This window comes from Paenibacillus sp. FSL H7-0735 (assembly GCF_038008505.1).
GTDB classification, from domain to species: Bacteria; Bacillota; Bacilli; order Paenibacillales; family Paenibacillaceae; genus Paenibacillus_AQ; species Paenibacillus_AQ odorifer.
This window is the reverse complement of sequence record NZ_JBBOZH010000001.1, coordinates 4,423,052-4,438,471: the sequence shown is the minus strand read 5'-3', so window position 1 is coordinate 4,438,471 and position 15,420 is coordinate 4,423,052. Positions and strand designations below refer to the sequence as shown.

General features: G+C 44.8%; 13 protein-coding genes. 11 read left to right on the top strand and 2 right to left on the bottom strand.

The genetic code is table 11. The features are described 5' to 3' along the window. Positions 1-54 precede the first annotated feature (54 nt). From NSS82_RS20120 to NSS82_RS20075, 10 genes are all read left to right on the top strand, one after another. Positions 55-1,323 carry a M16 family metallopeptidase gene (locus NSS82_RS20120; RefSeq protein WP_036688449.1) on the top strand — a complete coding sequence of 423 codons (1,269 nt, stop codon included), beginning with the start codon at positions 55-57 and terminating at the stop codon, positions 1,321-1,323. Continuing rightward, positions 1,298-1,744 (top strand): dUTP diphosphatase, encoded by a 447-nt coding sequence (gene dut, locus NSS82_RS20115; RefSeq protein ID WP_170914171.1) that lies wholly within the window; start codon positions 1,298-1,300, stop codon positions 1,742-1,744. Before NSS82_RS20120 ends, dut begins: the two co-directional genes overlap by 26 nt. A 569-nt stretch (positions 1,745-2,313) precedes the next feature. After that, entirely contained in the window at positions 2,314-3,210 is an 897-nt protein-coding gene (dpsA, locus tag NSS82_RS20110) for a dipicolinate synthase subunit DpsA (protein WP_036688445.1), read from the top strand. Between the two features lies 1 nt (position 3,211). Beyond that, a complete protein-coding gene (locus NSS82_RS20105) occupies positions 3,212-3,808 on the top strand; it encodes a dipicolinate synthase subunit B (RefSeq protein WP_036688443.1) in 597 nt (198 codons plus the stop codon). Between the two features lie 260 nt (positions 3,809-4,068). Further along, positions 4,069-5,292: an aspartate kinase gene (gene dapG / locus NSS82_RS20100; protein ID WP_036688442.1), complete on the top strand. Its 1,224-nt coding sequence runs from the start codon at positions 4,069-4,071 to the stop codon at positions 5,290-5,292. A 16-nt stretch (positions 5,293-5,308) separates the two neighbouring features. Next, the gene (dapA, locus tag NSS82_RS20095; protein ID WP_036688439.1) at positions 5,309-6,184 is read left to right on the top strand and encodes a 4-hydroxy-tetrahydrodipicolinate synthase; all 876 of its coding nucleotides are present in this window, start codon (positions 5,309-5,311) and stop codon (positions 6,182-6,184) included. A 508-nt stretch (positions 6,185-6,692) separates the two neighbouring features. Beyond that, on the top strand, positions 6,693-8,372 hold the full coding sequence (locus NSS82_RS20090) for a ribonuclease J (RefSeq protein ID WP_036688436.1): 1,680 nt from the start codon (positions 6,693-6,695) through the stop codon (positions 8,370-8,372). 213 nt (positions 8,373-8,585) lie between these two features. Beyond that, positions 8,586-9,353, top strand: coding sequence for a ClpP family protease (locus NSS82_RS20085; protein ID WP_076100398.1), 768 nt, complete (start codon positions 8,586-8,588; stop codon positions 9,351-9,353). After that, positions 9,350-9,562, top strand: coding sequence for a YlzJ-like family protein (locus tag NSS82_RS20080; RefSeq protein ID WP_076100399.1), 213 nt, complete (start codon positions 9,350-9,352; stop codon positions 9,560-9,562). Before NSS82_RS20085 ends, NSS82_RS20080 begins: the two co-directional genes overlap by 4 nt. A 78-nt stretch (positions 9,563-9,640) precedes the next feature. Next, a complete protein-coding gene (locus NSS82_RS20075; RefSeq protein WP_076272320.1) occupies positions 9,641-12,301 on the top strand; it encodes an FtsK/SpoIIIE family DNA translocase in 2,661 nt (886 codons plus the stop codon). Between the two features lie 90 nt (positions 12,302-12,391). Here the strand turns inward: NSS82_RS20075 and NSS82_RS20070 are convergent, their stop codons facing one another. Both NSS82_RS20070 and NSS82_RS20065 read right to left on the bottom strand, forming a co-directional pair. Continuing rightward, positions 12,392-13,402 carry an ABC transporter substrate-binding protein gene (locus NSS82_RS20070; protein WP_076272319.1) on the bottom strand — a complete coding sequence of 337 codons (1,011 nt, stop codon included), beginning with the start codon at positions 13,400-13,402 and terminating at the stop codon, positions 12,392-12,394. Next, entirely contained in the window at positions 13,345-14,337 is a 993-nt protein-coding gene (locus NSS82_RS20065) for an AraC family transcriptional regulator (RefSeq protein WP_341109895.1), read from the bottom strand. Before NSS82_RS20065 ends, NSS82_RS20070 begins: the two co-directional genes overlap by 58 nt. Positions 14,338-14,527: 190 nt before the next feature. Here NSS82_RS20065 and sleB point away from each other — a divergent pair, with 190 nt between their 5' ends. After that, complete coding sequence (sleB, locus tag NSS82_RS20060; protein ID WP_036688421.1) at positions 14,528-15,394, top strand: spore cortex-lytic enzyme; 867 nt, start codon at positions 14,528-14,530, stop codon at positions 15,392-15,394. The last annotated feature ends 26 nt before the right edge of the window (positions 15,395-15,420 follow it).

The following is a 15,420-nucleotide window of genomic DNA, read 5'->3' as shown; positions in this document are numbered from 1 at the left end:
AGGCACGTGTAATTAAATTAGATAGAACATGGCTATTTGCCAGGAGGACTTGAAGTGGAAAAAATAGTGTTATCCAATGGTTTACGAGTGGTAATGGAGAAAATCCCGACTGGCCGGTCCGTTTCTTTCGGAATCTGGGTAAAGACAGGCTCTCGGAATGAACACCCTGGAAACAACGGGATATCCCATTTTGTAGAACATATGCTTTTTAAAGGTACGGATCGGTACAGCGCCAAGGATATTGCTGAGCAGTTTGACGCCATCGGGGGCAATGTAAATGCGTTTACCTCAAAGGAATATACATGTTATTATGCTAAAGTACTGGATGAGCATCTGCCCATCGCTGTAGATGTATTAGCGGATATGTTCTTCCGTTCACGGATGGACGCTGAAGAGCTGGAGAAAGAAAAGAATGTCATCCTTGAGGAAATCTCCATGTGCGAAGACACGCCGGATGATCTTGTACATGATTTAATGTGTGCTGCTGCCTACAAGGACCATCCGCTAGCGTATTCCATCCTTGGCTTGAAGGAACGGCTGATGGAGATGAAGCCGGATGATCTTCGGGCGTATATGAAGGAACAATACACGATTGAGAATACGGTTATAAGTGTAGCCGGCAACATTAGTGATGGATTGATCGAACTGCTGGAACAGCATTTTGGTTCTTTTGATAATCATGGTACAAGTGCGCCGCTGACTCCACCAGATTACTATGGAGAACTCTTATTTCACCGCAAGAAAACAGAGCAGAATCACATCTGTCTTTCCTTGCCTGGCGTACGTTCTGGCGATCCCTTGCAATATGCTATGGTGCTGATCAATAATGCCGTAGGCGGAGGGATGAGCTCCCGTATGTTCCAGGAAATTCGTGAAAAACGCGGATTAGCTTATTCGGTGTATTCCTATCACAGCTCCCAGGCAGATTCTGGTCTGTTTACGGTCTATGCTGGTACAGCGCCCAAGCAAACAAAAGATGTCATGGAGTTAATCAAGGAAATGATGTACGAACTTGCTACTAACGGCCTCAGTGAAGATGAGCTGAGAAAAGGCAAGGAGCAGCTTAAAGGCAGTCTCATTCTTAGTCTCGAAAGCACTAGCAGCCGAATGAACCGTATCGGAAAAAATGAACTTATGCTCGGAAGACATAATACATTGGACGATATGATCGCCAAAATTCAGCTAGTGACGATGGACAATATCAACAGTGTGCTGGACCATATGTTCGCGGAGCCGCTTTCTTTAGCGATGGTAGGCTCATCAGATAAAGCTATTGCAAATGTTAGGAGAGATGATCTTGTCTTATTACGTACAAATCAATAAACTTACTGGAAACGAGGATGTAAATCTTCCTTGTAAAATGTCGGAGCAAGCTTCCGGTTATGATCTTTATGCTGCAGTTGCGGGTGAAATTGTACTTGCACCAGGAGAGCGTGCTTTAATTCCAACAGGGATTTCACTGGCTATGCCAGAGGGGCTTGAAGCGCAGATCCGTCCGCGTAGTGGACTGGCCTTGAAGCACGGGATTACCTGCTTAAATACACCTGGAACTATAGACGCTGATTACCGCGGAGAGATCAAAGTACTCTTGATCAATCTGGGGCAGGAGCCGTTTGCTATCGCTCGCAATGAGCGGATTGCCCAAATGGTATTTCAAGCTGTTCCAGTGGTTAATTTGGTGGAAGTGGAAGAGTTGTCCGAAACACAACGCGGAGCCGGAGGCTTTGGTCATACTGGCAAATAAGATTGTTGATATAATTCATTTAAAAAGCTTACGAATTCATGCCCAAGGCATGATTCGTGAGCTTTTTTTGTTATGCAGAGTTAATTATCATTAAACATTATTTTCTTCGATTGTTATGCAGATAGCATTTTATAAAGTGCTATCTGCTACTCCAACTACATCCGATTTCCCCATCGAATAAACTCAGCATTTTCATTGGAGCTCTGCCACAACTCTAACCCTACTGTCAAATTAAAAACGAAGCCCCTATCGGACCTCAGCGCTCTTATTTACAACAATTCTGCTTAATTCGGCTGTTTTCGGACCCCAGTGTCACTATTGGATCAAAAACACCTGATATCGAACCTGTTTATGTCGAATAAGAGCTCTCCAGTCCGAAACTCCTCCTAAAAGACAAAAAATACACAAATAGTTGCATCTCGGTCCGTAACTCATCAGCCGTAAGCCATCTGCTCATCAGCCATCAGCCATGCGTGCCGGGGATTTCATTTCCGCTCTTCACCCATTAACTATGCCCAGCATAAGATGCTTTATAGTCGATAGTGTATGTTGAAAGGAGCGTCATCCCTATGCTTACTGGCGTCAGGATCGTGTTCCTGGGCGGGGACGCGAGACAGCTTGAAGTGATTCGGAAATGTGTGGAATTGGATGCGACGGTAAGCGCTGCCGGGTTCGATAAGTGGGAGACCCCTAGCCCAGGGGTGAGCCTGGAACAATTGACGGTAGAGCTGCTAAGTAATGCAGATGTATTAGTGTTGCCTACGGTAGGCTGTGATGATGAAGGAAATATTAGTGCTCTATTTTCTTCTGAGCGTTTAACGATTCTGGAGGAGCATTTCACTGCGCTGCCATCCGATTGTTTAGTGTATACCGGTATGGCTAAAAGTTACTTGCGCGGGATGTGTACCAAGCACTCACTAAAGTTAATCGAACTGCTTAATCGTGATGATGTGGCTATTTACAACTCTATCCCGACAGCGGAGGGAGCGCTGGTAATGGCCATTCAGAACACGGATTTTACGATTCACAGCTCGAAATCAATGGTGCTTGGTTTAGGTAGAACTGGATTTACAATGGCTCGAAGTCTACAGGGACTGGGGGCTAGTGTAAAGGTTGGTGTCAGAAAACAAGAACATTATGCACGTGCTGAGGAAATGGGCTGGAAGCCTTTTATGACCAGTGAGCTGCTGCTTCACGTACCGGATGTGGATCTTATATTTAATACGATACCAAGTATGATCATCACCGCTCAGGTGCTCTCGCGGCTTGCGCCGCATTGCGTAATTATTGATCTGGCATCTGCACCAGGCGGTTGTGACTTTCGTTATGCTGAAAAACGTGGGATTAAGGCGATGCTGGCTCCAGGACTCCCTGGCATTGTAGCTCCAAAAAGCGCTGGGATTATTATGGCAAATGCGCTGGTACAGTCGATTTCGGACGAGGCTTTAATCAAGGGGGACGAATAAAATGGATTGGCACGGAAAAACAGTAGGGTATGCGATCACTGGATCTCATTGCACTTTTGCTGAGGTAATGCCACAAATTCAGCGCTTCGTAGACGGGGGAGCAAACGTAGTACCTATAGTTTCAGCATCTGTACTAGGAACAGACACCCGCTTTGGGACATCGCAAAATTGGTTAAAACAGTTGAAAGATATAACAGGGAATGATATCATTTCTACAATTGTTGAAGCGGAGCCGCTGGGTCCTTCCAAGCTGCTGGATGTGCTGACAATAGCACCTTGCACAGGAAATACAACGAGTAAACTGGCTAATGCCATGACGGATAGTCCCGTGCTAATGGCCGCTAAATCGCAGATGCGCAACGGACGTCCACTAGTTCTAGCGATATCTACAAATGATGGATTGGGCCTAAATGCCGCAAATATTGCTAAGCTTCTGGTGGCTAAACATATTTATTTTGTACCATTCGGTCAAGATAACCCTGAGGGTAAACCTAACTCGCTCGTGGCACGCATGGATCTTATCCCGGAAGCTTGCTATGCCGCTTTGCAAGGTAAACAACTACAGCCGATGATCATCGAACGGTTTCATTCAGCATAGAAAATTAACAGAGCTCGGCTGATTTTGTTGTGGACAATAAAAGGGGAGATGCACCAAATGAGCAATGAGAAGTGCCAAGATAACGTAGTGGAAACAGCTAAGTTCATTGCTATCAAAAAAATATAAGCAATATTGCTACCGTCCTCAGGTTCGAGGGCGGTACAGCCATTTAACAACTTACTTAACGAATAAGCTCACGTACCGTAATCTTTTCACGAATGATTAGTGTGTTTGCTTTGATAATAATGGGGGAATTATACATGGGTATTCTGGTACAAAAATTCGGAGGAACATCGCTATCCACACCGCAAGCTAGAGAACACGTAATCCGCAATGTCAAAAGAGAGCTGGCAAGTGGCTACAGTCTTGTTATTGTTGTATCGGCCATGGGCCGTCGCGGAGAGCCTTACGCAACAGACACTTTGCTGGATTGGGCCGTGCAGAACGGAGATGCACTTCCTGACCGGGAAAAAGATCTCCTGATGTGCTGCGGTGAAATTATTTCAGCTACTACTCTATGTGGGCTGTTGGAGAATGAAGGTATCGCTTCTACAGTATTAACGGGAGCTCAGGCAGGATTTCTGACAGACAGCAACTATGGCAATGCCAGAATTCTGGATGTACGTCCGGAACGCATTCTCCGTGAGCTGCGTGAGGATAAAGTGGTTATTGTTACCGGGTTCCAGGGCCAGACTGAAGCGGGTGATTTAACAACTTTAGGCCGTGGCGGTAGTGATACCTCTGCTACAGCACTGGGTGCTGCTCTTCATGCTGATATGGTGGATATTTATACGGATGTTAACGGGATACTTACAGCTGATCCACGGATCGTTGAAGATGCTAAGCCATTAACTTACGTTAGTTATACTGAAATTTGCAATATGGCTCATCAGGGAGCAAAAGTCATTCATCCACGTGCGGTTGAGATTGCTATGCAGGCACAGATTCCAGTTCGTGTTCGTTCAACCTTTTCAGAAGCTGAAGGTACGCTGGTTACGAATCCAGAAGGATTTAACGATATCCAAGCAGGGGGTATTGTGGATCGATTCGTTACAGGGATTGCTTATGTCAGCAATGTTACACAGATTTCTGTGGAATGCCCGGACGGTAACGGAACCGGAGTGCAATTGCAAATCTTTAAGAGTATGGCAGATAACGGGATAAGCGTTGATTTTATTAATGTAACACCTACGGAAGCTCTTTATACGGTTTTTGATGACAAATCAGAGAAGGCTATTTCTGCTCTGCAACAGCTGGGTTTGCGACCTAAGAGTTTATCGGGTTGTGCCAAAGTTTCTGTTATCGGGGGAGGAATTAACGGTGTGCCTGGTATTATGGCGCGCATCGTTGAGGCGCTTAGCTCGCAAAACATTCAAATTCTACAATCCGCAGATTCGAATACAACGATATGGGTGCTTGTGAAAAAAGAAGATATGGTGCAGTCCTTGCGTTCGCTGCATGCTATGTTTGAATTGCACCGCTGACAAGGAGGAATTCAAAGTGGATTTCGGAAGATTAATAACAGCCATGGTAACCCCTTTTGATGGGGATGGAGAAATCAACTGGGATGTAACTTCACAGCTTGTCGATTATTTAATTGAGGTACAGAAATCAGAGGCTTTGGTTGTCTGCGGAACGACAGGGGAATCGCCTACGTTAAGCGATGAGGAAAAGCTGCAGCTGTTTTCTTTTGTGCTGGAAAAGGCGAATGGACGTTGTAAAGTTATTGCTGGAACTGGCAGCAATAACACGAAACATTCCATTCATCTGACGAAGGAAGCAGAGAAAATAGGTGTAGATGGAGTGCTTTTGGTCGTTCCTTATTATAATAAACCGAATCAGGAAGGTCTTTATCAGCATTTTTCCACGATTGCTTCAGAGACTTCATTACCAGTGATTCTATATAATGTTCCAGGTCGAACAGGTGTAAGTATGAGCGTGGCCACTACCCTGCGACTTGCTGAGATTCCGAACATCATTGCTACGAAAGAATGCGCGTCTGTGGATCAGGTAACACTTATTGCCTCTGCTTGTTCAGATGATTTCCGTGTATATACAGGTGATGATGCCTCGGGTCTTGCCAGTCTGGCTGTTGGTGGATACGGAATTATAAGTGTATCTAGCCATGTGGTTGGTGCGCAGATGTCAGAAATGATTTACGCTTATACCTCCGGCAATGTTCAGCTTGCTGGAGAGATTCATCGCCAGCTGTTCCCGATTTTTAAAGGAATGTTTGAATGCCCACAACCGCTGCCCAATCCATCAGCAGTAAAATATGCTTTAGGACTCAAGGGGATCCCTGTGGGCGGAGTCAGATTGCCACTTATTTCGCCAACGGAAGCGGAAGCGGCTTTTATTGAAGGACTATTTCACTAAGAATTAATCATTGATGATGAACGTTCTAAACCGGCTACTCTATTGGGGGAGCCGGTTTTTGCATTTATATTTTTTTTCTGAAGTATTGAGGCGAATTTAAGGAAAGAATTTGGATACGAGGCGGATGACTTGTCTTTTGCCAAAAAAATCATGTATAATGATCTTAAGTGACTGGGTGCGGTTAAAATTAAATATGCGGTAATCTTCCGTCAATGTAATACATTGTGAGACAGGATAGGTCCCAAGATGAGTCTGTTTAAATAAATGACATGTCTTCGCGCGAGGGGCGCGACGGTGAATTTTGACGGCGTTTGTCCGCTTCAATATGAACTTTACTGCCCGGAATCGGGAGCTTTCGCATTGCGCATTTTACAGATTTCAGGAATTTCCTTGTTGATTGGAAGTTATTAGCTGTTTGAAGAATGTGTTCAGCGCCGCTGAAATAATCGAAGTTCGATATTTACCAATAAAAGTATGACGTCCAACATCATAGGAGGGTTAGATTCATTTGTCCAAAAAAAACAACAACGATAAATTGACGATTTTCGCATTGGGCGGAGTCGGAGAAATCGGGAAAAACATGTATGTTATTCAATACGGAGCTGACATTGTAGTCGTGGATTCGGGACTCAAGTTTCCGGAAGAGGATATGCTCGGTATTGACATCGTAATTCCTGATATCTCGTATTTGACAGAGAACCGTGACAAGGTAAGAGGTATTGTGCTTACTCACGGACACGAGGATCACATCGGTGGTCTGCCTTATGTCCTGAAGAATTTGAATGTTCCAGTCTATGGAACAAGATTAACTTTAGGCCTTGTAGAGAACAAATTGAAGGAAGCGAACCTGCTGGGTGACACCAAACGGATTCTGATCAACGAAGATTCAGAAATTCAATTGGGGAACTCACTTAAGGTAACTTTCTTTAGAACCAATCACAGCATTCCTGATTCCGTGGGTGTTTGCATTGAGACTCCGGAAGGAAATGTTGTTCATACGGGCGATTTCAAATTTGACCACACCCCAGTCAACGGTCAATTTGCAAATCTGCATCGGATGGCAGAGATTGGCCAAAAGGGCGTGCTTGCTCTTTTGTCGGATAGTACGAATGCTGAGAAACCAGGCTTTACCCCTTCTGAGAAGAATGTCGGTATTGTGCTGGAAGATATTTTCCGCAAAGCTGAGCAACGTGTCGTTGTAGCAACTTTTGCTTCCAATGTGCACCGTATTCAGCAAGTGGTTAATGCAGCAGAATCCACGGGTCGTAAGATTACAGTAATTGGCCGTAGTATGGTTAACGTTGTATCCATCGCTTCTGAGCTTGGGTATCTGAACGTACCTGACGGTATGCTGATCGAACCAGAAGAAATGAATAGAATGGCAGCTAATCGTGTCGTTGTTCTTTGCACAGGCAGCCAAGGCGAGCCAATGTCTGCATTGACACGTATGGCGCGTTCCAGTCATCGTAAAGTAGATATCCTGCCAGGTGATACCGTTATTATTGCGGCAACACCTGTACCAGGTAATGAGAAATATGTAGGCCGTACCATCGATGAATTGTTCCGTCTTGGCGCTGATGTGATTTACAGCGGTTCCAACTCCGGCGTTCACGTATCCGGTCACGGTAGCCAAGAAGAACTTAAGCTTATGCTCAACCTCATGAAGCCGAAATTCTTCATTCCGATCCACGGTGAATTCCGCATGCAACGCAAACATGCTTTGCTGGCAGAATCCGTTGGCGTAGATCCACAGAACATTTTCATCACTGAAATCGGTGAAATTGTTGAGATCCAAGGCGGTGCCGCTCGTAAAGCTGGTAAAGTAACGGCTGGTAACGTATTGATTGACGGACTAGGTGTAGGCGATGTGGGTAACATTGTATTGCGTGACCGTAAGCTGCTGTCTCAAGACGGTATCTTGGTTGTCGTGGTTACACTTAGCAAACAGAATGGTGCCATTGTTTCTGGACCTGACATCATTTCACGTGGTTTCGTTTATGTTCGGGAGTCCGAAGGACTGCTCGACGAAGCTAACCGAATTGTATCCAGTACATTGCAACGCCTGATGAGTGAAAAAGTAAATGAGTGGGCTTCCCTTAAAACAAGCGTAAAAGATTCGCTGGGCCGTTTCTTATATGAACAAACGCGCCGCAGACCGATGATTTTGCCAATTATCATGGAAGTGTAAGGAGAGTTTCTCCTTCAACGAATATATAGCTAGGGCTGAGCCCCTTTTCCCCGGAAATATTGGACGGTTTCCTTGGGAGAAGGGGTTTTTGCATGTCATAATTACTTCATAAGCTGAAAATTGCATAAGGCAGCACCCTGAAATGTCATACTAAGGATTGTTAGTAAGGCAACAGCAGACTAGAGCTGCATATGACAAGGGAGAGCTGCGAAGATGAACTACATCGAAGGATCACATGGAGCAAAAAATGAGGAAGTTGTCCCAGGAGAAACTAATCCGAATCCTAATGAAAATATGCCGCCCACTGCAATGGGAGCGATTAAGGAGCTTGGACAAACGGTAGTCCCAAGTGGAGAGCCTGATATTTTTTGCTTAACGATTATTGGTCAGATTGAAGGACATATTGTAATGCCTCCACAGAACAAAACAACAAAGTATGAGCATATCATTCCACAGCTGGTGGCTGCTGAGCAGAATAAAAACATCAAAGGTCTGCTTATCATTTTAAATACGGTAGGTGGAGATGTAGAAGCGGGATTAGCAATTGCGGAAATGATTGCATCCCTCTCCAAGCCAACGGTAACCGTGGTCATTGGAGGCGGGCATAGTATCGGGGTGCCGATTGCAGTTTCCTCCACTTATTCGATTATTGCCGAAAGTGCAACGATGACGATTCATCCGATTCGTATGAATGGTTTAGTGATCGGAGTGCCGCAAACGTTCGAGTATATGGAGAAAATGCAGGAACGTGTCGTTAAATTTGTGACTTCCCATTCGCGTATTTCTGAAGAACAGTTCCGTGATCTCATGTTTAAGACAGGTGAGCTCAATCGTGATATCGGGACGGCTGTGGGGGGCTTGGATGCCGTTAAATATGGCCTTATGGATGAGGTCGGCGGGATCGGAGCGGCTCTAGCGCATCTCAACCGAATGATCGGCGGGGATTTCTCTGCATCGACTCCAGGAGGGATTACGCAATGACACTGTACACAGTAGTTGCAATGGAACAGGTGTGGGAGGGGGCATTTAACAATTATGCAACAACCCGAGAAGTGAGTGTGCAGGGCATGCTGATGCAGGTTGAACCGATGGAGGAAGGGCGTGCGCGGATCGTGAGATTATTGGATTGTCCACTGAACCGTTATCTAGATCCGGCGTTCTCTCCAGGTTCGATAATTACATTAACATAAAGATTCAATTTCTGACAAAAGAGAACATAGGTACGCCACGCCATTATATGGTATAATGTTGTTCCGGGGGTGGCTGGCGTGGCTAAACGAAAAAAGAAGAAGAAAAAAGCGCTGCTCGGCAGCGTTTTAAAATATGAAATATATGGAATTTTATTAATAACTATTTCCGTCATTGCACTGTCTGGTGAAGCAGCCGTAGGGCGCTCACTTTCAAGTATGGCGGGTTACTTATTAGGGAGATTTTATTTTGTGTTGCCGCTTGTCGGCATTTTTTATGGACTTATGGTTATGATCCATCGAAGATGGCCTTCCTCGTGGAACAGCAGGCATACTGGCGTGCTTCTGCTTCTGTTGTCTATGTGCCTTATGAGCACAATATCTGCAATGGAGCAGAAGCTTGGCCCGTTGTCTTTGTTACATCCTGGCAATGTAATGACACAAATACATAATGATCTTTCGGGATCACTTTCACCTGGCTCGAACGACAGCAATGTCTATATGCTGGGTAAGGATATAAGCGGAGGTTACATCGGCGGGTTGGAGTATGCAGCGCTGTTATGGCTTTTTGGCAGTCTGGGCGCTAAGCTGCTTATGATCGTCATGCTGGCGATCAGCTTTATGCTAATTACCAACTTGTCATATGTAGAGATTTTTACGCTTTTGCGAGTGCGCTCGGTTAAGTTTGTGGAGGGGATTCGTCTCCATGCTGCAAATCGCCCGAAGGCGGTCCCAGTAGCGGCGAGACCATCTAGAGCGTCTGCTCCAGCTAAAGCTCGGCAGGTGAAGCAGCCTGTCTATGATGACGAGGATGAAGAAGACGAAGACGATCGGTATCTGCCTAATCGCAAACAACCCGTCCTTTTGAAAAAAATATCTGGCTGGTTCTCAGGCTCCACGCGTTCACAGGTGGAAGCAGATCCTGAGGATGACGATCAGGGTCCAATTGTGACAAGTGCTTCGAGCGGTCCGATTATTTCGGGATTAACACCAGATAGCCGTGTAATTCCATTAGAGGATATCGATCATGATTTTGACGATGCGGATCTGGATATTGAACCTGTGACGCCTATTATTCGAGATTTCTTTGAACATATCCGTTCAGAAGGTTTAAACGAAGAAGATCGGGAAGAGTGGAGTGAATTCTCACCCGCAGCTCGGGGTGAAGCAGCTAAACCTGCTGTAGCCGGAGCTAATGCCGTTAAGCAGCAGGCTACGGATGAGTCTGAGGAGAATGTAAGTATTGACTTGGAAGGCCTGCTAGGTGCTTCTCCAGATGGAGAGATTATTCCCGCTCCTCCAGCACCACCGCCACCGAAGCCATATAAGCTGCCATCGTTCCGTCTTTTAGCCAAACCTAACAATGGTGGCAAAGCTGGAGATCAGAATGATTATATGCAGACAGCCCGTAAATTAGAAGCAACACTTGAAAGCTTTGGGGTACGAGCTAAAGTGCTGGAGGTAGTAAGAGGCCCAGCTGTTACAAGATATGAGATACAACCGGATATTGGGGTTAAGGTTAGCCGTATTGTAAATCTGACGGATGACATTGCCCTTGCACTTGCAGCCAAAGACATTCGGATGGAAGCACCGATTCCGGGTAAATCTGCGATCGGGATAGAAGTTCCGAACTCTGAAGTGTCTATTGTTACCATGCGCGAAGTTATGGAAACACAGATTTTTCAGGAGGCTGAATCCAGATTATCGATTGCTTTTGGCCGTGATATTTCCGGCCAGACCATTATCGGCAATCTGGCTAAGATGCCCCATTTATTGGTGGCCGGTGCAACTGGCTCCGGTAAATCAGTCTGTATCAACGGGATTATAACAAGCATCTTATACAAAGCTAAACCTGATGAGGTCAAATTCCTCATGGTCGATCCTAAGATGGTCGAGCTGAATGTGTATAACGGAATTCCCCATCTTTTGGCTCCGGTTGTCACAGATCCAAAGCGGGCAAGCCTAGCCTTGAAGAAGATCGTAGTCGAAATGGAGAAGCGTTATGAGCTATTCTCCAAATCGGGAACACGGAATATGGAAGGTTATAATAAGCTAATGGCTGAGAATCCAGCGGCTATTCTACCGTATATCGTTGTTATTGTGGACGAGCTTGCGGATTTGATGATGGTTGCAGCCAATGATGTTGAGGATGCGATTTGCCGACTTGCACAAATGGCGCGGGCGGCAGGGATTCATCTAATTATCGCTACACAACGTCCTTCAGTAGATGTCATCACAGGTTTAATTAAAGCTAATATTCCATCCCGGATCGCTTTTGGCGTATCGTCCAATGTGGATTCACGTACCATTCTGGATATGCCCGGTGCAGAGAAGTTGTTAGGCCGAGGTGATATGTTGTTCTTACCAATGGGCGCATCTAAGCCTATTCGTGTACAGGGAGCTTTTATGAGTGACCAAGAAGTAGAGACTATTGTTCAATATGTCAGCAGTCAAGGTGAAGCCGAATACGATGAGTCCATCGTTCCTGAAGTGGATGATACAATCACTGAGGATCAGGAGCCACAGGATGAATTATACGAGCAAGCCGTACAAATTGTACTAGAGGCTAAGCAGGCTTCAGTGTCGCTGCTGCAGCGTCGTATGCGGGTCGGTTATACCCGTGCAGCCCGGTTGATTGACTCTATGGAGGCTCGTGGGGTCATCGGTCCTTACGAGGGCAGCAAGCCGCGTGAGGTGCTGATGTCACTTGAGCAATATCAGCATAACAAGATCAGCTCCTAAGCTGTAGAAGCCCGTTGAAACCTTCAATAGACAATAAAAGAGATGGCCACTTTATGAAGTGGACCATCTCTTTTTTTGTATCCTGAGTACTTATTTGACTCTTGGCGCAGCAAGCAAAGCTTCAACAATATAATCCAGTTGCACATTTAGAGAATAGATATCACTGTAATAACCTAAGCCAAAATCGATCTCCATCAAACGGCCTTCTTTCACGGCAGGGATATTGTTCCAAATTGGGTTTTGGGTCAGATCAGCCATACCATCATAAGAGGAGCGGAAGATATAGTCACCACTGTATTTGCCAAGGACTTCAAAGGATACGGATTCCCCATCCGCACCAGTCGCCGTATCTATTTCCTGTTGAATGATGTCCGGCGCCTTCATGCCTAAATATTCATAAATGATTTGTGAACCACGTCCGAATTGTTTGCTCGCTACAACAGCCATGCTGTTGTCTTTTCCACCTTCCATGATGGATATTGTGTGATCAAGAATACCAGCTTCTTGCAGCTTTTGTTTGCTGTCCTCAACTTTTTTATGGAAATCAGTAAATAATTCTTTTGCTTGATCTTCTTTGCCTACGACTTGTCCAATAAAGGACACCCGTTCTTCTGTTGACATTTTTTCATACGGAACTAAGACTGTTGGCGCAATTTGGTGAAGAGCTTCATAAGTTTCCTCTGACGGCACAATGATAAGATCGGGATTAAGAGCAAGGATTGCTTCAGGGCTAGCCTCAAACCAGGTGCCAAGCTTTTGCACATCTTTTAGCTCATCTTCAAATGCAGCACCCTCGGATACATCGGATACACCTATAGGTTTAATGCCGAGAGCCAGTACATCACCGAGCAAATAAAGAACTACAACTCTTTGTGGACTAGTGGGAACGGCAATGTCTCCTTTAACTGTGGAAATTATCCGGGTTTGTGCTTCGACAGCAGCTTTGTCTGTATTTGCCCCTGTACTTGTTTCTGCTGAGGGGGTGGGTTTCCCATTGCTTGATGCATTTGAATTTGTGGTTCCCGTGGAACAAGCGCTTAACACTATGGTAAAGCATAATAACAGGGTGAGCAGTAATGATGGTTTGGCATTTCTAAACATTGGTAATTCCCCTTCTCCGTTATATTGATAATGATTATCATAATCAATATAACGGAGAGGTTGTGTTCGGGCAATGTCAATTTGTGCACCTTGAGATGGCATATCACGCCAACTGGATTGGGTGATAACTTTATTTTTGTATCGGACAGGGGAGATTCCGTAATATTTTTTAAACATTTTCCTAGATAATAGCCATCAGGATAACCTACTGCAATTGCGATGTCATGCAAGCTGGCCTCTGTGTTCAGGAGCAATATTTTCGATTTTTCCATGCGGATGTTGATTAAGTACTGAGCAGGGCTAGTCTGCAGCTGTGTTCTGAATAATCTGGATAATGTTCTAGGGCTGCTGTTTACCGCTTTAGCTAATTTTTCAAGAGAGAAGGTTTCCTTATAATAAGTCTGCATATAGCGAATTGCTTGATCTAGCGGATCAGGTTGAATTAACTGTGTTTCCAGCGTATGCAGCTGCCTAAGCATCTCATAAATCCATTGATAAAAAAGTGTTTTGACATGCAGCCGATCCAAAAGCCCTATTTTGCCCCAATCAGTAAACATGTTCTCCATCTTATCAAATAAGGGCAGTGGACTAGTAGGCGTAAATCCATATTGGAGATTAAAGGGATTATTGTGTTCCATGATTGCTTTTAGATTGTTGCGTGAGGCGAGTGAAAGGTTTGCTTTATATAAAATTAAGTAATACTCCAGTAGTTCCTCCGTGCGTAAAAATTGAATGTTCATTCCTTTTCCACCATGAAGGATATGAAAGTTGCTGATCTCGTGCGGGACCTCGTCAATTAGTATTTCGGCCTTGCCGTTTATGATCAACAAGAATGCACTTGAGGGCAGCTGATAATGTGAATTCAGATCACCTGATCGTTGAAAAGTATGGCGTATATCAATAATTTCTATTAATGCGTGGTTCCACAATAACATGTGGTCCTTTAAATTCATGATTAATATCAACTCCAACGTTTTCTTATTTCGATTATAGTTGATAATCATTCTCAATTACAATGAAATGCTATTACTTCTTTTTTAGTAATGCATAGGATGTCCTGACAGTCGTCATAATAACTTTAGCCATTCATGCAGAACTCACAAAAGAAAGGTAGAGCGAACCCCTATGAAGAAACATAAGTTGTGGATCTTTGCTTCTTTAACCCTTGCACTTGCTGCCGCACCGTTTGCAGGAATGTTGCTCCAGGGTAATGGCATAGTACAGACCAAGCAAAGTGCTGCTGCGTCATTTGTCCATGAACTAAATCATCCTGAAGAAGAGGCCTTGCCTGCCTTCAGCACGACTCCGATTAAACTCGGTTCTTCTGGTCAGGATGTTTATGAGTTGCAAGGACGTTTAAAACATCTAGGCTTTTATGAAGGGAAAATAGACAGTCAGTTTGGTCCGAAAACGAAAAATTCAGTAACGTGGTTTCAATGGAAGTTTGGAATGAAGTCTGATGGCATCGTAGGCGCTAAGACTAAGCTGAAATTGTATAACGCAACTAAGAACTGGAAGCCGACAGAGTCTGCTTCAGCAACCGGAAATAATACAGCAAACAACAACACCGGTAACAAAACAAATACAACCAATAATTCGGATTCAGCGTCTCTGTCTTCAGGGAATACGATGGGATTATCAGAAAATGATCTCAAAATCATGGCTAATGCCGTCTATGGTGAGTCGAGAGGCGAACCTTTCGAAGGTCAAGTTGCTGTTGCTGCAGTAATCTTGAACAGGGTAAAATCTCCGAGCTTTCCTAATACACCGTCTGGCGTTATTTTTCAGCCGGGAGCTTTTACAGCTGTAGCTGACGGGCAGATTTATTTGGAGCCAAATGAGCAGGCACGAAAAGCAGTGCAGCAAGCGCTGAATGGCTGGGACCCTTCGGGTGGATGTTTGTATTATTTCAACCCTAAAACGGCGACCTCCAAATGGATTTGGACTCGTCCACAGGTCAAGACTATCGGCCAGCATATTTTCTGTATGTAGATAAGTAAAGAAGTAAATCCAGAGAG